The following is a 21,321-nucleotide window of genomic DNA, read 5'->3' as shown; positions in this document are numbered from 1 at the left end:
CGCACAACAGGATTGCTAGCGTTTCCCGGCTCGGAGCTTCCTGTTGAGGAGGGCGGCCTAAAAAGCCCTACGCCAGCAGGAGTGCACTCAAGATAAATCCGGTAACGCGTCGCGTGCTTCGCCTCGACACTGGCCTATGTAGCGCTCTTTCGCGCATAACCGCGTGCCAAGACCAAGGCATTGCGGATTGTCAGGCGTAACATCTTGGCGAGAAGCGCGGGGGGCGCGCCCCATTGAACCATGTGCCGCCAATCGCTCAAGCTCGGCACAGTCCCGTAAAAGGGCGAAAAAAGCTGCATGAAAAGGTGAGGTCTCAGATAGGCGGCAGCTTCATCGTTCTTCAGCATTATTTTTTCGAAGGCCTCGTATCGCCTCTTGGCATTCTTGGAAATGCGTTCGCGACCATCATCGACGTAACAGACGTAACTGTAGTCAGGAACCAGTCGTGCGGGCCCGAATCTTCTCACCATACGCATAAAAAGCTCGAGGTCCTGCAAGGCGGGCATGTTTTCGTCAAAACCACCGACTTCCGCGAGGTACCGCGAGGGGCAAAAAATCTGGTTGCCAATGAAATTGTGATGGAAAAGATCCTCATAGCCGACCTTGTCCTTGCGGTCAGTGGTTGGAGAAGACCGTTTGCCGTCAGTCATTACGCTTTGCGTGAATAATCCTGAAATGCGATTCACATCGTCGCCGAGATTGTTCCAGTAGCTCAGAAGAGTCTCGATCCGAGTCGGCGTGAATTCGTCGTCATCGTCCAAACCGGTGATAAATTGTCCGGTAGCGACACTTATCGCGCGGTTTCGTGCGGCAGGCGCTCCCTTTGCCTGATCGGCATGGATCACAGTGAGGCGAGGTTCCCGGACTTGAAGATCGTCCAGATAGGCGCGAGTATCGTCGGTGGAGGCATCGTTCACCACGATGATGTCCAGATCGCTATGTGTCTGTTGCATGACAGATCGCAGCGCGCGCTCGACGAGCAATCTGCGATTGTGAGTCGGGATATAAATGCTAACTTTTACCATCTTCAGACACCGCAACGAGTTGCTCGCTCGCGCAAGCCGCGGCGATAACCAATTTCTAAGGAATTCGCCTTGATCCCGCAATGTTTTGGTATTGTTATCGCAGTGCGATAAGCCTAGGTCGACGAAGGGATTTGAAGCGTGCCTGAACTGAAGTCGCCGCTCCGGAAGCGTGTGGCCTATCTGATAAACGAGTATCCCAAAGTCAGTCACAGTTTCATCCGGCGCGAGATTTTGGCGCTTGAACGGCTGGGCTGGGAGGTCCATCGATTTGCGTTGCGCGGCTGGGATGCGGAACTGCCGGACGTTGACGACCGCGCGGAACTGGAGCGAACGGTCCACGTTGTGAACAAGGGCGGATTGTCCATTGCTTGGGCGGTTCTGGTGATGATGTTTGCCGCGCCCGGCGGATTTTGGCGATCTTTGGTAACTGCCCTGGCCTTGACGCGTCGAAGCGATCGCCCGTTCATTTTGCACGCCATATATTTAGCTGAGGCGTGCTGGTTGGCGCGGGAACTTGCTAGGCTGCAGCTGTCGCATCTCCATGCCCATTTTGGCACGAATCCCACTGATGTCGCGTTGCTCATCAATTGCCTCACAGGGATCTCTTACAGTTTCACCGTGCATGGCCCGGAGGAATTCGATCGGATCGTGGGGATCAACCTGAAGACGAAGGTCGAACGGGCGAAATTCGTTGTTGCAATCAGTTCGTTCGGGCGCGGCCAGCTGATGCGTCTCATTCACCCGAGTGGGTGGAGCAAGATCAAGGTAGTTCACTGCGGGGTTGACGAGCGCTTTTTGATCGACTCTGTGCAGGCCAATGGCGCGAATAAGTTGGTGTGCGTGGGACGCCTCTGCGAGCAGAAGGGGCAGGCGCTGCTGGTGTCCGCGGCTGCACAATTGGTGGGCAGAGATGCGAGTTTTGAGCTCGTGCTTGTTGGCGATGGGGAGAATCGCCCGATCGTCGAGCAGTTGATCAGAGGCCACCAGTTGCAGGGCAAGGTTCGCATCACGGGCTGGTCGGATGGTGAGACAGTTCGTCGCGAGATACTCGATGCCCGCGCGTTCGTTCTGCCGAGCTTTGCGGAGGGGCTTGCGGTTGTTCTGATGGAAGCGATGGCGCTCGGTCGCCCTGTTTTGACGACATATATTGCTGGTAACCCCGAACTTGTTGTCCACGAAGAAAATGGTTGGCTGTTCCCTGCCGGTAGCGAAGACGAACTGGCCGATGCCATGCATCGCTGTCTGAATGCACCGCTCTCGGTTCTTCAGGCTATGGGTGAGCGAGGCGCGCGCGCTGTTGCCGAGCAGCACAACGTGCAAACAGAGGCAGGGAAGCTGAGCGCGCTGTTCGCTCACGCTTTGGAGCCATGATGGTCTTCCTCATCGTCTGTGCGAGCGTCGCGGTCGCGGTCGCGGTCGCCGTTCCGATTCTCGTTTTTGCGATCCAGATTCTCGTTGCCGCTCCGACCCGGCAGTTGTCTCCGCAAGCAGCAGGCCGCCCGGGTTTCGGCGTCATCGTTCCAGCACACGACGAAGAACAAGGAATCGCATCAACCTTGCAGTCGATCCGTCGAGAGCTGACGGGCTCGGATCGCTTGGTCGTTGTCGCGGATAACTGCTCTGATCGAACGGCCGAGATCGCGGCGGCGGCGGGCGCCGAGGTCACTTCTCGTGATGACCCGACGCATCGTGGCAAGGGATTTGCTCTGGATCACGGTCTACAGTTTCTGATTGGCACTGGAGCTCCCGAGGTGGTGATCATTGTTGATGCGGATTGTCAGGTAGCGCAGGGAGCGCTTTCGCGCATCACAGGTCTTGCGGCGTCAACAGGACGACCCGTGCAAGCGGCCTATCTGATGACGCCCTCCCGGAGCGGAGATCTTTCTCCTATTCGGAATCTCGCTTGGTTTACAAAGAATTATGTGAGGCCACTCGGCTGGTTGAAACTCGGCTTGCCAACTCAGCTGACAGGGTCCGGTATGGCATTCCCGACGCACCTACTTGGATCGGTCAGGCTGGCAACCGACGAACTTGTAGAAGATCTCACATTGGGCCTCAAGCTTGCGTTGCGAGGACGCGCGCCTTTGTTCTGTCCGGAAGCCGTTGTGACAAGCCAGTTTCCGGACGACGTGGGTGCAGAAAAGTCACAGCGTACTCGCTGGGAGCATGGGTACCTTCATTCGATCATAACGCATGCGCCTCGGCTGTTTAGTGAGTCGATCAAGCGTTTGGACTTGAACCTGCTTGGTTTGGTCCTGGACCTCATCGTGCCGCCGCTGTCGCTCCTGATAGTCTTGACCCTGGTATCATTGATCCAGGGGACGTTGGTCTCCCTCTGGACCGGCACTGCTGCCCCATTCGCTGTCAGCTTTGTCGCGGCAGCCGTGTTCGTGCTCGCTGTCCTGGTTCTGTGGTTCCGCTTTGGGCGGGATTTCTGCTCTGCTGCGGATTTGCTGAAAGTGCCGCTCTACGTCTTGGCCAAGATTCCGCTATATCTGAAGTTCATTCAGAATCGTCAGCGCGTCTGGGTAAGAACCAATCGTGACTCAAGATAATCTTAAAATCGCCGATGCGTCGGAGCGCGACCTCAATCCGGTGCGCGTTGACTTCGGCCGTCAGGTTTATTGCCTTTTTGGCATTCCGGTCGATGCGCTTTCCTTCCAGGAGGCGGTTGCCGAGTTGCAGCAGGCTGTGGCGAGGGGAGATCGGTGTGTTTGGTCCACGCCAAACCTGAACCATCTGACGTCGTGTCTGAAGAGCCCAGAATTTCGAGACATTCTCGGCAAGAGTCAGCTCTCCACCGTCGACGGAATGCCCCTCTTGATTCTATCGCGGATGCTTGGGATCCCCATTCCGGAAAGGGTCCCAGGATCGACGGTGTTTGACAAAATGATGTCGGGTGCGGCCGGACCAATGAAGGTGTACTTCTTTGGAGGGCCTGAGGGGGCCGCAGCACGCGCTAGCGAGCGGTTACCGGAATTGTCGCCCTCTCTGCGAAGTGCGGGTAGTTTTTCGCCGGGTTATGGCCCGATTGAAAGCATGAGCCGAAAGGACATTCTCGAAGACATCAATAGGTCCGGTGCCGACCTGCTCATTCTGGCGCTCAATGCCAAGCGTGGCCATAGCTGGATCAGCCTGAATTCTCCCCATCTCAACGTGCCTGTCATCGCGCATCTCGGGTCCGTCATTAACTTTGTCGCGGGGACGATACGACGCTCGCCGGAGTTTCTGCAGAAGACAGGCATGGAATGGCTATGGCGGATTTGGGAGGAGCCATACCTGGCATCCCGGTACGCCAGGGATTTCATCGACCTAGCGAAGCTTTTGGCAACAAAGGCATTTCCGCTCTTGCTGTTCGGTCCTGCCCTCAAGCTGGCCGGCTCGAGCGCGAGGTCGTTGGATGTGGCCGTCACGGCCCAAGACGGTAGTGCCGTGATCGAGCTGAAAGGAAGCGCGAGCGCCCTCCATCTCGAAGGGCTGCGCAATACGCTCGATCAGTATCAGGAATTTCCAGGTGAACTGGTCGTATGCTTGAGAGAGGTCAGCTACGTCGATGCTGCTTTGCTGGGTCTCCTGATCGTTGCGAGGGGGGGGCGTCTCGAAAAGGGGCTTCCTGTCTGGATTCGTTCGCCCCGGCGGTCTGGGGTCCGATTCCTCGTCCATCTGCATTGTGCTGACTATTTGATTGGCCCACGTGACAATTGACCTCGGCCAAGAGATTGATTATATTCGAGAAATATCTATCTGGTGTGATTGTTGAGGTGCTTGCCCTTGCCGAACGCCTCACATTCGTCGTGATGCTCAGGCTATTTTACCGCAGCGCAACATCGCTTCCTCAAATAACAAAGTACTCCGCGCATGCTTCATAGCCGATTGCCTTCAGTAAACGTCGAGGCTCCGGAGCCGGAGCTTCTGTCAATCAGCGATGCCATCTTGGCGTTGAAGGGGCTGGTCTCGCGTCAGCTTCCCTTGATGATTTTTGTTTTCCTGGCGTGCGTGTCTCTCGCACTGCTCTACGTGATCACCGCGCAGCGGATGTATACGAGCACTGCGAGTCTGATCATCGACAGCCGCAAGATCAGCCTGATGCAGCAGCAACAGTCTGCTGGAAGCGATGCGCCGATCGAATCGGCGATGATCGATAGCCAAGTCGAGATCATCAAGTCAGATACGATCGCCCTTTCGGTCATCAAGGACCTGCGCCTGGTCGATGAGCCGGAATTTACCGGCGATAGCGGCGGACTCATCGGCAACGTTGTCGGCGCCGTTTTCTCCCTGATCTCGAGCCCCACACCGCCGTCCGAGTATCAGCAGTTGCGCAAGGCGCTTAGTCGCTTTGCGAAGAACCTTACGGTCAAGCGCGTGGGATTGAGCTACGTCATCGAGATATCCTATCGATCGAATTCCGCGGACCGCGCGGCGCAGATCTCCAACGCGGTGGCTGAGGCCTATATCGTCGACTCTCTCGAGGCCAAGTACAACGCGTCTCGCCGTGCCGCGGTTTGGCTCCAGGATCGCATGAAGGAACTGCGGGTGCAGGCCTCGGCTGCCGAGCGCGGCGTTGCCGATTACAAGGCCAAAAACAATATCGTTGACGCGGGCGGTCGACTGCTTAGCGAGCAGCAACTGGCCGAAATAAACAGTGCGCTTACCGTCGCACGAGCGCAGCGGGCGGAAGCACAAGCTCGGCTCGAGCGTATCACCACCATTTTGAAGGCAGACGATGAGGATCGCAACGTCATTCTCAATGACCTCGCGACCGTGGCTGACACGATGCAGAATCCGGTCATCGTGAAGCTGCGTCAGACTTATCTCGATTACGCAGCGAAAGAATCGGACTGGTCGAATCGCTACGGAGCGAACCATCTTGCAGTGATCAATCTGCGCAATCAGATGCGTGAGATCAGGCGGTCGATTAAGGATGAGTTGAAGCGAACGGCCGAAAGCTTCAAAAGTGATCTGGAAATTGCGAAATCGCGCGAGGAGGCTAGCCAAAAGAGCCTCAGCGACGCGATCAATCAGTCCAACGACACCAGCCAGGCCCAGATCGTGCTACGCGATCTGGAAAGCAATGCGCAGAGCGCGCGTGCTCTCTCCGACAATTTTCTGCAGATGTACATGGTGTCCGTACAGCAGCAATCCTTTCCGATTACCGAAGCCCGCGTGATTACGCCGGCGGCAATGTCCTTGAGTCCGTCGTCGCCGAAGACTCTGCTCGTGCTCCTTGGCAGCCTGCTTGTCGGCGGCTTGTTCGCTGCGGCAAGCGGGTTCGTCAGGGACATGATGGATCGCGTATTCCGCACGGCTCCGCAAGTTGAAGCGATGCTGGGTGTGAGTTGTCTCGCGGTCGTGCCGCGCGTGCTGCCGGACGAGTTGCCTCAGTCGGGCTGGAGCAAGGCGAGGACGGTGGCCAAACTGGCTCGGATCTCTGGTTGGCGCCATCTGAGGGGCAAGAACGAACCCGAGCAACAGGTCGTCGCTTCGATCGGTTCGGAGTATCCGGCCGGTGCTCAGCTTCCGAGCCGGCAGATGAACATCACTGACACGATGTCCGGTGTTGTGACCCGCGCGCCGTTCTCTCGATTTGCTGAAGCGATGAGAGCGGTCAAGATGGCAATCGATCTGAGCAGGGATGAGGCGACCTGCAAGGTCATCGGCATCACGTCGTCATTGCCCAATGAAGGTAAATCGACGATTGCGGGCGCCATAGCGCAGGCGAGTTCCATGAGTGGCACGCGGACGCTCCTGGTGGACTGCGATATCCGCAATCCATCCTTGACCCGGCGCTTCTCGCCGGATGCGCAAGCGGGCATAGTCGAACTTGTTCTCGGTCAAGCGGAGCTAAAGGACCTCATCTGGACGGACAGTCAGTCCGCCCTTCACTTCCTGCCCTGCGTGCTCGCATCGCGATCGTCGAACTCTGCCGATTTGCTGGCGTCGGCTCCGATGGAGAGATTATTCAAGGCGCTCCGAAGCCACTACGATCTCATCATCGTCGACATGTCCCCGCTCGCGCCGGTCATCGACGTGCGCGGTACGTCGCGTATCGTGGACCATTATACCCTGGTGGTGGAATGGGCTCAGACCAAGATCGATATCGTCAAGCGATCCCTAGACGAAGCGCCGGGGGTGCAAAAAAAGCTGATGGGAGTAGTGTTGAACAAGGTCGATATTGGAGCGCTTGGCCGCTACGACTCCCACCGCGGTGATTACTATCGAAATCGCTATTACCATCGGTACGGCTATGTCGATTAAAAGGATCTTCGCGCCTGCTGTTTACCGTTAGGTTGCTAGCGACGTGCATTTGCCTCCTGGCGGGCAGTTGGGGCGTGTTCTTCCTCATCCACCCCGATCACGAGACTCGGCTGAATGGTTTCGCCACCCGAATCCTAGCCTCGGATCGCTTTGATCGGCTTGAATGGTTATCGCCCGAACTCGAAGCGGCTGAATTGCGGTTCCCGTGCAACCCGATTGAGCTCCGCAGTGATGTGATCATCCGCACTCGTCTACACGAGGAGGCGGTGGCCGCGGCCGATCCAAAGCGGGCAGATCAACAGCTCAAGGGCGTGCGCGAAGCGCTAGACAAGGCGATGACGTGCGCTCCGAGCGAAGGCTTCCTCTGGTTCATGCGATACTGGGTGCGGATCAACCAGGGAGCTCAGGCCGAACCGGAGCTTGCCAATCTTGCGATGTCTTACCGGCTGGCCCCGGTCGAGGGATGGATTGCTGTCCGCCGTAATGTCTATTCCCTTGCGGTTTATGACCTATTGGCAGAAGATCAAAAACGTGCCGTACGAACCGAATTTGCCACGTTGGTGAACTCGGGCCTTCTCGCAACAGCCGTGCGCAACGTATTGGGTGCGGGCTGGCCTATTCGCGATCAACTACTCTCGGAACTAGAATGGACGGATCAGACCATGCGCTACCAATTTGCGCGCATGGTTCGCGCTGAAGGGGCGGATCTAGCGGTCCCCGGAGTGAAGTTACGTGACCCATTGGGATGGCACCAATAGTGCGGGGCGCGATGCGGAAGATGCGCGCGGCAATGCTTGAAAGGATGATGGTGCGAGCGGTATGGCAGGTCCGATCTCGGGCCGATGGTGCGATTCACGGGCGCAATATCTTCCTGGCATTTGTGCTAGGTACGGTTTGCCTTGGAGGCGGACCGGCGTTCGGGCAGGCAAGTCTTGCGAATCAACCTCTGTCCGACGAAACGGTCGGAGGCTCGGGCAAGTTCGCAGTGAATTCTCCGTTGACGCAGCCAAAGGGCTTCACGGTCTCTCGACCCCGCAGCCTTGACCCGACGGGCAAACCATGTCTCGTCGTCTCGCCGATGGCGGAAAGTCAGGCGCTCAATAAGAACGTCTTCAACCACATCCTCATTCTCGATAATCGTTGCGGTAAGGAGATTCGGATTCGAGCCTGCTATTACAAGACCGATAGCTGCACGACCATGTCGGTCGGCGGTTATCGGCGTCAACAACACATCCTCGGAATTTTCTCGTATTCCGATTTTCAGTATTCGTTTCGGGAATATGTCAACTAAGCGCCATGGCGGAAGGTTGAGGCGTGACGGGGCGCGGCATGCGCGTGGCAGGCCGTCACGATCCGTCTCAAGGAGGTTGCTCGCGCGCGGGATGCTGTTGAGCCTGGCTGTTGGAATCGTGTCCTTGATCGCGGTCTCTCTCTTCATCGGAGGATGGTCGCCGATCGCAATCAAGGAAGGGAAATCGGCTTCGCAAGCGCTGATCATTAAGTGGAATGGTTCCCTAACCGAGGCTGCCGCCGGCGTAGTACTCGGCGTCAACGATGGCGTCTTTCAGAAAGCTGGATTGTCTTCACGTCTCGAAGTCGGCGTCGACGACGGCGACGCAGCCAAGGCAGTAGCTGCAAGCGATCGCATCATTGGGCATGTTTCCGCGATGGCATTTCTGAGAGCGCGCGCCGCAGGTCAGCCGGTTGTCGCGATCGCTGGCTCCTATGTCGCGAATTCAATCCGCTTGTTCGCGCTCGAGGCTACCGGCTTGCAGAGCCCGTCTGATTTGGTCGGCAAGACTCTGGCTTACAGGTCGTCAAGCGAGGTCGGGTTTGTCGTCGAAGCGCTCATTAGCCGGAACGCGGTGCAGCGCAGCTTGGTCAGGGTGACCGATGCCGTCGGCACGGTACAACAGCTTATTGCGGGTGCCATCGATGTTCTGCCTGGTTACCTGGAAGTTGAGGGAGCAGAGTTACGCCGGCTCAAGATTCCGTATCGTGCTCTCGATCCCGGTGCCTTCAAGATCCACATTCCGGGAACTGTCTACATCGCGTCGACGCAGATGCTCGCAAGGTCTTCCAGTTCGGCCGAAGCCTTCATCTCCGCGCTTCTTACATCCTGGTCGCGTGCCGATCTTGACCCAAAGCGAACGGCCGCGATCGTCGCCGCTGCGATTGGCCGCGGCGCGAGACCAGAAGACACGACGATTATGCTCGAGCAACAGCGCGACCTGATCAGGCCGTTTGGAGCGCGAATGGCTGAACTCGATCTGGCGCGATGGCAGGAATTCCAGAAGCTCTTGCTGCAACAGCGCGTGATTTCAGACCCTGTCGACCTGCGAGCGGCGATTGATTTTTCGCTCGTGCCCGACGTTTATCGCAGGCAGTCGCGATCAATTCAGGTCGACTAGCGATGTCTGGACGTTCGCAAATCCGCGCAGGCCGGCAAGAGCTTGAAGCTGAAGAGCGGACGGCTGTTGCAATCGAGACACCCTTGAGTGAAAGATTCGCGACCTACGCTCTTGGCCTCGTGGTCGCTGCGGTACCGTTCACATTCGGCTCGGTACAAAACAACGTGCTCGCGGTTTGGGTCGCTCTGCTGGCGGCAATCGCTTTGCATTGTGTGTGGCGGAACATCTGCGGCGTCGCTGCGCTTGCGGGCTTTGCTCTCGTGATCTGCTGTTGGCTGCTGGTGATCACGTTGCAACTCATGCCGTTGCCGCCGCCTCTTGTCACGCTTGCCAATCCGATTTGGCGCGATAGTTCCGCGTTGCTCGGCACCGAGTTGGTCCCTCGTATCAGTGCCGTACGCGATCTGCCGAGCATTGCTGCCGGAGCGCAGATCGCCAATGTTCTTGCGGTGTTCTGCGGGATCTGCCTCGGTCGAAATCGGTGGTCAGCGGCGTTGCTTCTCGAGATTTTCGCCTGGTCCGGCCTCTTCTATGCAGTGTACGGAATTGTCAGTTTTCTCGCTGCGCCCGATCACGTGCTCTGGCTTGAGAAGGTGGCTTATCGGAACGTGCTGACGACGACGTTCATTAACGCCAATACCGCTGCTGTGTATCTGGGGGCAAGCGCTTTGGCGTGGTTGCTGCTTTGCGCCAAAAGCCTGCGGCTGCGCGAGGTCTCGCGACGTCACGTCATTCGGGCATTGTTCGAACGTCCGTCGCGCCGAACGTTGATCTGTTTCATCGCTTTCTTCTTGACGCTGTCTGCGAGCTTCATGACGGGCTCTCGGCTTGGTACTAGCACCACTCTTCTGGCAGTCGCCGGAGGCGCGCTTTCATACTACCGAGTCTGGCTGCGCAGCTGGCGGGCCGCAGTGATGGCCGTCGTGGCCATTATCGGCGCTGCTGTCTTGCTGAGTTCAGTCTTAGGCGGATCCGTGAACGCGCGCTTCGATACGGGGGGCTTTTCCGGTGGCGGACGGGTGGAGGCCTATCGATCGACGCTGGAGATCATCCGGGAGTATCCCCTCTTCGGGACCGGGCTCGGCACATTCCGGTGGGTTTTTCCAGAGTATCATAGCCGCGACGTCCCGATCGGAGGGGTCTGGGATCGCGCCCACAGCACTCCGCTGGAGCTCGCAGCCGAAATGGGCCTGCCATTCGCCGGACTGATCGCTGCCGTGTGGGCAGTCGTAATGACCTGTCTGGCGCGTGCCATGGCCCGCCGCCGCCGCGACCGTATCTTTCCCGTGATGGCCTTTTGGGCCGGGATGCTTGGACTATTTCATTCGCTGTTGGACTTTTCCCTACAAATTCCGGGATTTTCCATAAGTATCATGGTGTTGCTCGGAATCGGATTGGCCCAGTCGTCTACAGAGCGCAATCGGCTGTCTGCTCCATGATCTCTGGACGGGATGTTCAAATTGTGCTATCGATCTCAATAGGTTATTAATAATTCCGGTTAACGCCGTCTGGCAGTTTGGTGACCAATGACAATCGCAGCGCGTCTTGGGGATTTTAGAGTTGGTTTGAGGGGAGTGATGTCAGCAGTGTTCCTGCTGGTCGTGGTCGGGGGGGCTGAACAAGCCTCCGCTGCTTGCAGTCCGGGAGCCGCGTCTCCTCAGAAGATTGCCGATTTCACCGCAAATCCTTCGTCGCTTTTGGGAAGTGCCGGTTCGTCGCGCTCGTCCGGAGACGTGACGGCTGATGTTCGCGATCTCGTCATAAGCGATCCGGCCATGCTGCCTTTAGTCATCGGCCTGTTGAAGACCGATCCGCTTCCGAGTTCTGACCTGCAGAAGGCCATTGGGACGGGACTCGGGCTTGCGGCAAACCAGTGCATTCGCCCCGATCCGAACTTTGCCAGCGACATCCAAACTCAGATCGCAGGTACGAACTCGCCCGATGCCAAGCAGCAATACGCAGCCATCACCGGGAACATACTGATCGGTAGCGTTGGCGGCGGCGCTGGCGGCCTCTCCAGCGGTGCGAGTGGTGGCCAAACGAGCCCGTTGACCAATCAGTTTGGCGGGTCGAGTACTTTGCAGACGTTCCTTGCAAATAGCGTCACCAATCCAAACAATAATTTTTTCAGTGGCGGCGGTGCCTCGGGTCTGAGCGCGTCGACCACGACTACAACATCAACGACGACGATTATAAGCGTGAGCAGCTCGACCCCTTAGGAAGAAGTCGGAGAGCGGCGGCCCTTCCCTTCCAGCACGCAAATATCTTTTCTTGTCACGGGTGAACCTGGGGCTTTCTAGACCTACCCGCGTTGATCTTTGCCAGCACTATGCAATGTCGCTTCCGGCAAGCAGTAGGAACAGCTCTCCAGTGCTGCGACCACGACCTATTAACGACGGATGATCGAGAAACGGCTTAGGCGGCGCGCTCGTACGGAAGAAATGCGGCCTTTCAGTCCCCTTGGCCTTGAAAACATCTCTGCCGCGGGGTTCGCTGGTCGCCTGCCTTCGCCCGAGCCTCACGGTTTAATTTTGGCGAGCGGATACTCGATCAGCATTTCAAACTCGGATTTCTCGGGATTTGGATGATCGGCGACCTGCAATGTTGCCTGCAAGCCGATGGCCCAAATCATTCCAATATCGTTCATAGTAAATGGTAGAGAAGTGAGCAAAAAGAATGGTCAAAAAGAAGCTGCCGAGCCGCTTCGTGTACCGGACAAAAACGTCGCCTGTGCCCATCCAGCCTGAATACGTCAAGGGATGTATGACGTAAACGGCGAATGACACTCGTGCGAGATACGCTAGTGGCTTTCCGCGCAGTAGATTTTGAAGGAGGCCATGTGAACTCGCAATGGTCGATCCTATCAGCAACGCAGCAAAGTAAGGTCGGCCATAATTGAGCGCGCCTATGGCGGGGTGGCTTGACAGAAAAAGCACAGGCGCAAGAAAAAAAGGCGAGGCGCTTGGAAAATAGGCCAATATTGAGTCTGCACGCCGGGAGTGAACGACCAGCGCGAGACAGCCCCCTGCTAGAATCTCATCAACTCTAAACCAAGTTTCGATGGAGATTTCTTGACCGGAAATGACACGAGCAACCGTAACTGCGATGCAACCGATTGGTACTAGGGATAGTCCACGACGCCCAAAAAATCCCACTGCGAGAGCGATCGCCGCGTAGAATTGCATTTCAACGCAGAGGCTCCAGAAGTGAGGAGCGTATTGCAGATAGTACTCAGAAGAATTCGCATAAAATAGCAGGTTCGCTTTCCAAATCTCCCAGTCCGCACTGTGAGTCAATAAGACTACAGCTAAATAGGCCCAAGCCAGCGGAATGATCCGGAATGTGCGACGAACCAAGAATGGAACGACGCTGTCGTCACGAGCTAACATCGAAACAATTAGGAAGCCAGATAAGATAAAAAATAAGCTCATGCCCGTCGCGGCTACCGCGGCATTCAACTCGAGCCATTTTGGGCCTAACGGCAGCATATGGCCGGCCAGCACGCACAAAATGCTGATTGCCCGCCAGCCATCTAAAACGGGCAAGTGAAAAGAAGGGCGGCTCATGATTTACTCGGTTCGTTCAAGTGGACGCATTGCGACGAAAAACCTAAGATCTCTTCGCATTTGCTTATAGCAGAGCCAGCTCGCTGGGAACACTGAACCAGACGTAATCTGCACCGAAACCCTTAAGTTCGAGTCCCGGATATCTCGATGGGAGTTCATTGCCTGTTATGGACTTCGGGAAAGGGCTATCCGGACCGTTTCACAGAAATTGCACCGAACGGTCGCAATTTGGGTTTCTTTTAGGTCGCAAGCATTGCTATCGCATCCAACGTTGCAACAAGCCATCGCCGAAGGGAAGTTGGTCGTGCCTCCTATCAAGACGCTTCTGACAATCTCTCTGGGGACTCTTGCAACGGTTTCCGCGGCTCATTCCTTCAACTTGCTAAACAGTGCTGGGCTTGATGCTGCACATCCGGTTGCTGCAGTCAGCCCGGCGGTCCCAATTGGCAAAATGCGTGCGGAAGTATTTAAGGTGCAGATCCAAGAGCGCGTTGGCGCGGCCAGCGCGGGCGGTAAACGTCACTTTTTCTCCACTAGTAGTCCCTGGAATGCCGCGATAGACCCGGCTCATGTTGTCTACTCTTTGCCCACGACGCTCGAAAATAGGCAGTTCTATGATCTGAAACTTGGCAACACATGGGTCCAGCGCGAAAGACTTTATTTTCAGACGCCAAAGGATGCACCGCCCGCCAAATGGACATTTAATACGCTGAACAAAACCGCAGTCGGTCGTGGATTCTCGTCGCATGGAAGTCTGGCAATTCCTACGCCGACAAACCTGCTTCCTACGCATGGCCGCGATGGTTGGGTAGTCTTCACGGATCCAGAGGAGTTATATTACTGGGAGGCTTGGCAGGCGCGTTATGACGCTTCAAGCGATAGCTGGAGTGCATCGTATCTTGTCCAGGGCACCCTCCAGGGAACGGGATGGGGAACAGCAATTGGTGTAGGGGCAGGTATACGTGCTGCCGGCTCATCTCTTTTAGGAGGACTCATCACCAGTAACGAGTTGAACGGGCTGCAAATCGACCACGCGATGGCAATGGAACTCGATCCGGCTCAGCTCAAATCGGGGGCAAATCCCAGTGAGCAGTTTGTGTTTCCTGCGGTTTCAACTGATGCCGGAAGCGTCAAAAGCTACAAGGGTTCGATTCCAATGGGCGCTCGCTTTGCTCTGCCGCCCAATATAGATCTGGATCATGCAGGGCTCACTCCCGAAGGCCTCGCGGTCGCGAAAGCCTACCAGCGCTATGGTGGGTATGTGGTCGACATGGCCTATCGTACGACATCGATTGCGATGCTTGGCGACTGGAATGATGCGCAGCTATCCAACTTGTCACGTGACGCCAAGTGGATCCGTAGTCACCTTGTCATGATAACTACCGAGCGATAGATGGTGGTGCAGAAAGTTAGGCAGCGCGCATGAACTTAGTGAAAGGAGCCTTCTTATTATTGATTGCAACCCGAACAACTGACGAGCTTTTGGTAGGGCTGCTCGGGAGAGCGGATAGCGGGGTGACTCTCGGCGCTTTGTTCAACCTTATGGCCCTTGGTCTCGCTTTAGCATCGTTTCCCTACCTCCGCAGAACTTCAATCGCAATTCCGGTCGTGATTTGGGTTCCGTACTATGTAGTCCTCATTTTATCTTTTGTATTTGTCTCGGCCTCTCCGGAGGGGATCCGACTCTTTCTCAGCACATTGACTTTTCCAGCAATATTTCTCGCTAGTTTCTTGTTACTCCGAACGCGAGAGGACGTTGCAGACCTGCTCCTCTGCATCATTCTATCCTCGCTAATTCCAAGCCTCATTTTCTTCGTGCAACTTGCGCTCTACGGGTTGAGCAATCGTTATCTTGTGATGTCGACGTTTCCTCATCCGAATGAGTTGGCTTTTTATATGCTGAGTGTGATTTGCGCGACGCTGTACTACAAATCGTTCGGTTTGCGGCTTGGCGTTTTACACGTAGCACTCAATGCCTACCTGGCCTTATTGGGCTTCATTCTGGTAGCTACACAGACGCGCTCCGCGTGGCTTGCGGTTGCTGCGTTCGGCTTGCTCTATGCTTTGGTGGTCAATCGTAAGCTATTGCTGATGGTGCCTTTGGTGCCCCTCGTCCTGCTGATCCCCACAGTTGCCGATCGAATAAATAACGTCGACAGCACGCAACCTGTCACATTTGAGGAACTTCAACGCGGTCAGGTCCAGGCGAATTCCTTCGTTTGGCGAGAGATGGTCTGGGCTCGGGGGCTGATCGATTCGCAGGACGATCGCGTGCTCGGCAAGGGATTTGGCGATTTTGCTAAAAATGCGAGAAGGTTTTTTGCAGGAGGGGCGGGGGGAGACGATGAATCCATCGGCGCGCACAGCGCTTATGTTCAGGCATTGTATGAGACAGGTTACTTGGGGCTGTTTTCTTATATTTGGACATACATTGGTTGTGCAGTCGCGATCGTTTTCGCGATGCGTCGCAGTTTTTATCTTGGAGTAATTGCTTTAGGTTTTATTGCGGCCAATCTAATAATAAACTATTCGGACAACTTGCCATATTACCTCATCGTCAATTGGTATATTTGGGCTTTCATCGGTGCTGATTTGGCTTTGCGGACGAGAATCCTGCCCGCGACGATCGAGGCTGAAAGGCGCTTGCGGGCGAGTGCTGCTATAGGCTCGGCTATCTGATTTACCAGGACTTGACTCATAAGAGGCGGGCCGAAGCGCGCGAGACTACGGCACGGAAGATGGGTGCCAATCTATGGAAACGATATGCCCGAGCTTGCAAAAGAAACGCGATCAGCCAGATTGCGCTGGCAAATATGGCGAGCGGGTTACAAATTGCGCGGACCGTCGTGAGTCCGGACCCCAACTTTATCGGGAAATGCGCTTGAGAAGGTTAAGCCGGGCAGAAAGATAGCCTGATAGTTCATAAAACGTGGCGTCCTTCGACAAAAGGCACATGGCCACATACGACGTCGCGCCGATAAACGCTCCACAGGAAAGCCGAAGGAGCGTTGGCGAGCCTGCAAATACAGTTTGATCGACACCAAAAACAAGGGCGCCCATCACGAGCGCCATTCCCAATATTCGGACTAAACTCACAACGACGGTCGTCACTGGCAGTGCCACGTAGCGGCCTGCAATGTACAAATTTAGCCAACCCGAGATGACAGTCCAACAAGCATAACCTAAAGCGATACCGACGATTCCGTAAAAAATACCAGCGCCTACGAGCAGGATGAATATGAGCGACAAGAAGATACTGAGGTAGAATTGATCCTTGGTCTTCCCCAAAGCGGTGAAGATCCATCCTACAGGGAAAACCACCGACTGTATGAGCCCAACGAAGCTCAAAATTTGGAGTACCGGAATAACTTCGCTCCATTTGTCGCCAAGCAGGAACAAGATCAGAGGCTCACACAACGAAGCAACACCAATCATTAGTGGGAATGACACCAGCGCGATCATGCGAGTGGCGGAAACATAGGCCGAACGAAAACGGTCCGCATCGCTTTGTAAACGCGCAAGTGCCGGGAACATCACCTGCCCCATCACCGCCGAAATATTATTCAGCGGAAGCAGCATGAGACTGTAGGCCCGCGAGTAGATTCCAAGGTCGTGAGCTCCCAAAAATCTACCGATCGCTAGTTTGTCCGCATTTCTCAGCCAGTAGTTCAGTGATGCATGTCCGAGTAAATAGATTCCGTACTTTCCAAGACGAATCGCGTCAGCGCGATTGAACAGAAGGCTGGGAACCCATCGGGATTGGAACCACAAAAGGCCTGTTGTGATGATTGTGGTGATCAATGCCTGCCACGCAAGAGCCCAAACGCCGTAATCAAGTTTCGCGAGAATGACCGCGATCGCGCCGGAGCCAAAAGTCGATGACACGCTTACAACGGCCATTTGCTTGAAGCGAAAGTTCTTCGAGAGTAGTGCGGAATGGGTTTGTCCGAGCGCCTGGAGCAGAAAAATCGGGGCAACGAGTTGCGACAGGGGCTCCAACGCAGGGGTATCGTAAAACGAGGCAAACAGGGGGGCGCCTGCAAAGAACGTTGCCGAAAGAATGGCTCCCGCAGCGACTTGAAGCCAAAATACGGTAGAGAACTGAGAGTCTGTTGCGTTCTGATCGTAGACGAGTGCCGAGCTCAGACCGCAGTCGGCCAAGGTCTGCGCAAAGCCAATGAATATCAGTAGCATTCCAACGACGCCAAACTCCTGAGGAGTGAGCAGGCGCGCAAGTATGATTTGGAAAACAAATTGAAACGCTTGAGTGCCGACGCGGGAAGCCAAGCTCCAAGACAGTCCGCCAAGAACGCTATCTCGTAGGCTCATTTGTACCGTGCATCTCGTGACCAGAAGGAGAAACGTAACGTCTACATCGTGTTGAAAGTAAACGTTTCATTCGCAATATCTACGACCAGCTGCCGTCCATCGCGCAATTCCATCACGTCTATCGCAGGAGAATAAGCGCCATGAGCAGGCCTTTCGCCAACTGAATTGGGGTCATAGCCGAGCAGCGCCGGCGACGGAGGTATAACTCTCCGAACCGCGCAATAAGCCTTGACCCATGCAGCAGGCACGGAGCGATTGTGCGAGGATAGCCAAGCGACGATTGCTTCGCAAAGAACGATTGCCTTGCCATTCCATGCGAAGCCCGCGACAAGACAATGCCAATAATTGGTCAAGACGACATAATTGATGCCCGCGTGGACTATTTCATCGCAGTAATTGAGCAATTCCTCATCGGCGACTAGGCGCGAAGTTCGAGCTTCAAGTGCAAATCGGGTGAGATCGTAAAGGTTTGCGACGTGGTACTCGAAGCTTATTCCGTCGAGTCGGATATCTCTCTCGGTGTAGCCGTCTGTAAACAGGAAGCCGGGCATCCAGCTGCGGACATGCCGCCTCATAGGAAAATAGAATTTTGTAATGCCGTACCGGATGGCTTTGGAGCGAAAGGAGCGAAAGTTGCGGATCTCAAAGCTCCGAAACAGCACACTTCGGACTAAGGAGTCGAGCTTTTCGAATGTGCTCCAAGCGAATCCAGTGTTGGGTCTCAAGACCGTTCGCAACGCATCGACACCCGCGGATAGGGCTGACCGAAAATAATCTTGGTCTCCCGCAGTGAGATCAATCCGGCGCATCACGTGCATTATTGTGAGCAATGTGTCGAGATGGGTATTCAAAACTAAGCAATTTCGATCTGAAGATCCAAATGCATAGTTGTGTGTCAGGCGCCCTGGATGTGAGACATTTACGTCCTTTGACTCCAGAGAGTCGTGCAGAAACCAAAGCCCATTCTCGAGTTTCTCTGCAAACGATAGGTGACGCTTCAACGCGTCGATAACAATGCTGGGTTCAGCGATCAGATTGTCTTGGATCGCCTCAACCAAAAGCCGTATGGCGGCGGCTGTAAACCGCATATGAACTTCTAATTCCGATCCCGTCCATGCGCCGTGGCGCCAGAACCCACCACACTGGTTCATCCTTTTGACGACGGCGTCAGCTAGTAGCTTCTTCCGAGCCTCGAGACTTGAGCCCGTTGAGAGTTCGATTGCCTTCAGTGCGAGATAAATGCTGTAGGCATCCATCTCCATCGGGGTGTTGTTTCTACGGTCGATACAAATCCCATCCTTCAAGCACAGCTCGATGTCATCCGGAAGAACAGTATCAAAGGCAGTGCCAATTACAGTGACATGGCGCGATTGCAGCGCAACTTCTGGCCCGCTCGTTTGGCTGTAGCAAAGGTTCAAAGGCGGCGCTCCAGAGGGATTAGGTTTGTTCGACGAGCGGCAGCTCCGTACGCAGCTTCCAAACTCCGCGTCAGGTCTGCTATGTTAAAGCTTTTTGCTATTTGGGCGACTGACTGGGCTGCGATCTTGCTTGCGAGAGCGTCGTCGCTTAGGAGGGCGGTCAATTTTGTCGCCAGCGTGACGACATCGCGCTCCGGAAATAGCAGCCCAGTATGTCCCTCTTTGACTGCTTCGCCGACGGCGCCGTTTGCTGAAGTAACCACGGGAACGCCGGACGTTTGTGCCTCCAAAATAGAAATGGGTAGGCCTTCTGCGTCGCCATTGGATGCCATGACGCTGGGCAAGCAGAAGACACGGGCTGATTCGAGTTGCCGTTTGACTTCAGCGCTGGGCTGCATTCCGAGAAAGTCCGCTTCTATGCATAACGCGCGAGCGCGGTGCTCAAGATCTTGCCGAAGTGGTCCGTCCCCGATGACAATGAGTTGGGCGTCGGGAACGCTCTTTCGAACTTCCGCCATCGCGTCGATCAGATAGAGGCAGCCTTTTTTTTCGACTAATCTCCCCACGAAAAGGACGCGCGGGGCACGATCTGCAACGCCCACTGAGCCAGGTGTAAACTTTTTCGGATCAATGCCTATATACTTGACTTCGACTTTTCTTGCGGGGATTCCGAACTCGATAGCCCGATTACGAATTGCTTCCGACACTGCGATAAAGCTAGTCTGAGGTAGTTGGGCTAGCTGTAGAAGCCGACGGGGATAGGATCGAAGATGGGATCCGGCGTTCCCTGCTTCCCACCAGTCCCGATGGACGGTTATGTCAAAACCATGCAACGTTATCAGCAGAGGCAGATTCAAGGCGCGAGCGAGGGGCCAAGCGTCAAGGGCGTCAGTCCCGAAATGGACATGAATAAGGGATGCCCTCTCTTTACGTAGCGCAGCTTTGACATTAGGCGGCACCGTGTCAAACATGCTGCTGGCCCTCCAGAGCAGGCGGCTGCTTAAAGTCCGCGCGTGGGGCGTGAGACAGTGCACACTTAAATCGTCTAGCGGTAGTTGGTTCAGCAGCTTGCGCCCGACGAGTACCGGCCGCCAATCTCTGAGGGCCAGCGCTTGCTCACGGATAAATGTCTCAGAAGTCGCAAGCAGTTCGTTCCGGTAGATTAGAACGGTCTGGGTTGCGGCACCTGTTTGGTGATTGGGGAGTCGATCCAATTGAGTCTTTCAACAGAATTTCGAAAGGCTTGTTGACGACGACATATATTAGGTAGGCGGGGAAGAAAAGGGAAACCTTCCAAGCCTCTAAGGCGTCTGACTTGCTATGGTTTTGAGCATTAATGACGGCAATTGATCGGCCGTCTTTTGAATGGCTGGATATTGTCACAGTCGGCTGATTATATGGGGGTGGTTGAACGGCACGGTGGCGGCGCTCGTGGGATGCGTACCGCTTCAAAGCGGTTACCTTCGTGCCACTCTCACGCCCTGCTTATCCCTTAACAGTAACTCATCAGGGAGCATCGATAATGGAAAATGCGCGCGCAGCCTCGCCCACCCCAGACCAAGTCAAAGCATACTATGATGCTTTTTCTACCGATCGCATGCTTAGATACCGCGTGGATGGCAACTTGCGAATTGAGAAGGCGATCGCGTTCTTCTGCTCTTCAATCGAACCGAACGACAGCGTCCTTGATATTGGCTGCGGTATAGGCATTGCGACAGAAGCCATGGCTTCACGGACCCAGGGTTCCGTCCTTGGCGTTGACATCAGCGATCAAAATATATGGTACGCCACACAGTCGGTTTCGATGCCAAATCTCCGTTTTGTGTCAGCCGACGTCCTTGATGAAGCCGTCAAGCTCCCGTTGGACGCTCCTCCGTCCATAATCACCCTTTGCGATGTAATTGAGCACATACCCGAAAGCCAGAGGACCGCGCTCTTCCGAAAGCTTTCAGCTCTTGGAGGCCCCTCGTTAAAAGTGATGCTGACATTTCCGACGGCCTGCAATTTGGAGTACCAAGCGCAAGAGGAACCCTCAGAGCTGCAAATTATTGACAATCAAATCCCGCCGCAAACGCTAGCTCAAGAAGCCGCGCTTGCTGGATTAAGTATGACATATTTTAGAATGATCTCTGTATGGCGAGAAGTGGAGTACGCCCATTGCATTTTCGAGAGAAATGAAAGCCTGAAATCCAGAGTTCGGACGGCAACACACCTCCCGGGTTCTCTTCGACAGAAACTCAAAGGTCGACTCGTCGACCCCTTCGTTCGAAGGTCCCGCCGTCGGAAGTATATCGATGGCATTTTCGGAAAGCGGTAA

The 21,321-nt window shown here is 55.3% G+C and carries 17 protein-coding genes; 12 read left to right on the top strand and 5 right to left on the bottom strand.

What is annotated here, in order from left to right; translation table 11 throughout:
• Positions 1 to 134: 134 nt before the first annotated feature.
• Positions 135 to 1,025: a glycosyltransferase gene (locus tag UB31_RS36185; RefSeq protein ID WP_197090901.1), complete on the bottom strand. Its 891-nt coding sequence runs from the start codon at positions 1,023 to 1,025 to the stop codon at positions 135 to 137.
• A gap of 138 nt (positions 1,026 to 1,163) precedes the next feature.
• Here UB31_RS36185 and UB31_RS36180 point away from each other — a divergent pair, with 138 nt between their 5' ends.
• The 9 genes from UB31_RS36180 (at position 1,164) to UB31_RS40000 (ending at position 11,910) form a co-directional block, all read left to right on the top strand.
• The gene (locus tag UB31_RS36180; RefSeq protein WP_245306126.1) at positions 1,164 to 2,396 is read left to right on the top strand and encodes a glycosyltransferase; all 1,233 of its coding nucleotides are present in this window, start codon (positions 1,164 to 1,166) and stop codon (positions 2,394 to 2,396) included.
• On the top strand, positions 2,393 to 3,580 hold the full coding sequence (locus UB31_RS36175) for a glycosyltransferase family 2 protein (protein ID WP_045014316.1): 1,188 nt from the start codon (positions 2,393 to 2,395) through the stop codon (positions 3,578 to 3,580). The genes UB31_RS36180 and UB31_RS36175 overlap by 4 nt, the downstream gene beginning before the upstream one ends.
• Complete coding sequence (locus UB31_RS36170) at positions 3,567 to 4,730, top strand: WecB/TagA/CpsF family glycosyltransferase (RefSeq protein WP_050044925.1); 1,164 nt, start codon at positions 3,567 to 3,569, stop codon at positions 4,728 to 4,730. The genes UB31_RS36175 and UB31_RS36170 overlap by 14 nt, the downstream gene beginning before the upstream one ends.
• 228 nt (positions 4,731 to 4,958) lie before the next feature.
• Entirely contained in the window at positions 4,959 to 7,280 is a 2,322-nt protein-coding gene (locus UB31_RS36165) for a polysaccharide biosynthesis tyrosine autokinase (protein ID WP_245306125.1), read from the top strand.
• Positions 7,281 to 7,354: 74 nt separating this feature from the next.
• Positions 7,355 to 8,038, top strand: a complete 684-nt coding sequence (locus tag UB31_RS36160) for a hypothetical protein (protein ID WP_156175723.1) — start codon at positions 7,355 to 7,357, stop codon at positions 8,036 to 8,038.
• A 20-nt stretch (positions 8,039 to 8,058) separates the two neighbouring features.
• On the top strand, positions 8,059 to 8,571 hold the full coding sequence (locus UB31_RS40005) for a hypothetical protein (protein ID WP_156175722.1): 513 nt from the start codon (positions 8,059 to 8,061) through the stop codon (positions 8,569 to 8,571).
• Between the two features lie 124 nt (positions 8,572 to 8,695).
• Positions 8,696 to 9,691, top strand: a complete 996-nt coding sequence (locus UB31_RS36150) for an ABC transporter substrate-binding protein (RefSeq protein WP_197090900.1) — start codon at positions 8,696 to 8,698, stop codon at positions 9,689 to 9,691.
• Positions 9,692 to 9,693: 2 nt separating this feature from the next.
• Positions 9,694 to 11,130: an O-antigen ligase family protein gene (locus tag UB31_RS36145; RefSeq protein WP_050044923.1), complete on the top strand. Its 1,437-nt coding sequence runs from the start codon at positions 9,694 to 9,696 to the stop codon at positions 11,128 to 11,130.
• Between the two features lie 138 nt (positions 11,131 to 11,268).
• On the top strand, positions 11,269 to 11,910 hold the full coding sequence (locus UB31_RS40000; protein WP_050044922.1) for a hypothetical protein: 642 nt from the start codon (positions 11,269 to 11,271) through the stop codon (positions 11,908 to 11,910).
• Positions 11,911 to 12,249: 339 nt separating this feature from the next.
• On the opposite strand, the gene UB31_RS40990 is transcribed toward UB31_RS40000, so the two are convergent.
• On the bottom strand, positions 12,250 to 13,257 hold the full coding sequence (locus tag UB31_RS40990) for an acyltransferase family protein (RefSeq protein ID WP_082078749.1): 1,008 nt from the start codon (positions 13,255 to 13,257) through the stop codon (positions 12,250 to 12,252).
• A 271-nt stretch (positions 13,258 to 13,528) separates the two neighbouring features.
• Between UB31_RS40990 and UB31_RS41895 the strand changes: the two genes are divergently transcribed.
• Both UB31_RS41895 and UB31_RS36130 read left to right on the top strand, forming a co-directional pair.
• Positions 13,529 to 14,650, top strand: coding sequence for a hypothetical protein (locus tag UB31_RS41895; RefSeq protein ID WP_156175721.1), 1,122 nt, complete (start codon positions 13,529 to 13,531; stop codon positions 14,648 to 14,650).
• 29 nt (positions 14,651 to 14,679) lie between these two features.
• On the top strand, positions 14,680 to 15,936 hold the full coding sequence (locus UB31_RS36130) for an O-antigen ligase family protein (RefSeq protein ID WP_045014312.1): 1,257 nt from the start codon (positions 14,680 to 14,682) through the stop codon (positions 15,934 to 15,936).
• 186 nt (positions 15,937 to 16,122) lie between these two features.
• On the opposite strand, the gene UB31_RS36125 is transcribed toward UB31_RS36130, so the two are convergent.
• From UB31_RS36125 to UB31_RS36115, 3 genes are read right to left on the bottom strand one after another with little or no spacing between them, the layout of a single operon-like run.
• The gene (locus UB31_RS36125) at positions 16,123 to 17,586 is read right to left on the bottom strand and encodes an MOP flippase family protein (protein ID WP_045014311.1); all 1,464 of its coding nucleotides are present in this window, start codon (positions 17,584 to 17,586) and stop codon (positions 16,123 to 16,125) included.
• Between the two features lie 41 nt (positions 17,587 to 17,627).
• Positions 17,628 to 19,004, bottom strand: a complete 1,377-nt coding sequence (locus UB31_RS36120) for a hypothetical protein (protein ID WP_156175720.1) — start codon at positions 19,002 to 19,004, stop codon at positions 17,628 to 17,630.
• Complete coding sequence (locus tag UB31_RS36115; RefSeq protein ID WP_045014309.1) at positions 19,001 to 20,218, bottom strand: glycosyltransferase; 1,218 nt, start codon at positions 20,216 to 20,218, stop codon at positions 19,001 to 19,003. The genes UB31_RS36120 and UB31_RS36115 overlap by 4 nt, the downstream gene beginning before the upstream one ends.
• Positions 20,219 to 20,526: 308 nt before the next feature.
• On the opposite strand from UB31_RS36115, the gene UB31_RS36110 reads away from it, so the two are divergent.
• The gene (locus UB31_RS36110; RefSeq protein WP_082078748.1) at positions 20,527 to 21,321 is read left to right on the top strand and encodes a class I SAM-dependent methyltransferase; all 795 of its coding nucleotides are present in this window, start codon (positions 20,527 to 20,529) and stop codon (positions 21,319 to 21,321) included.

This window comes from Bradyrhizobium sp. LTSP849, from assembly GCF_000938255.1.
Classification (GTDB): domain Bacteria; phylum Pseudomonadota; class Alphaproteobacteria; order Rhizobiales; family Xanthobacteraceae; genus Bradyrhizobium.
This window is presented reverse-complemented; position numbering and strand designations above follow the sequence as displayed.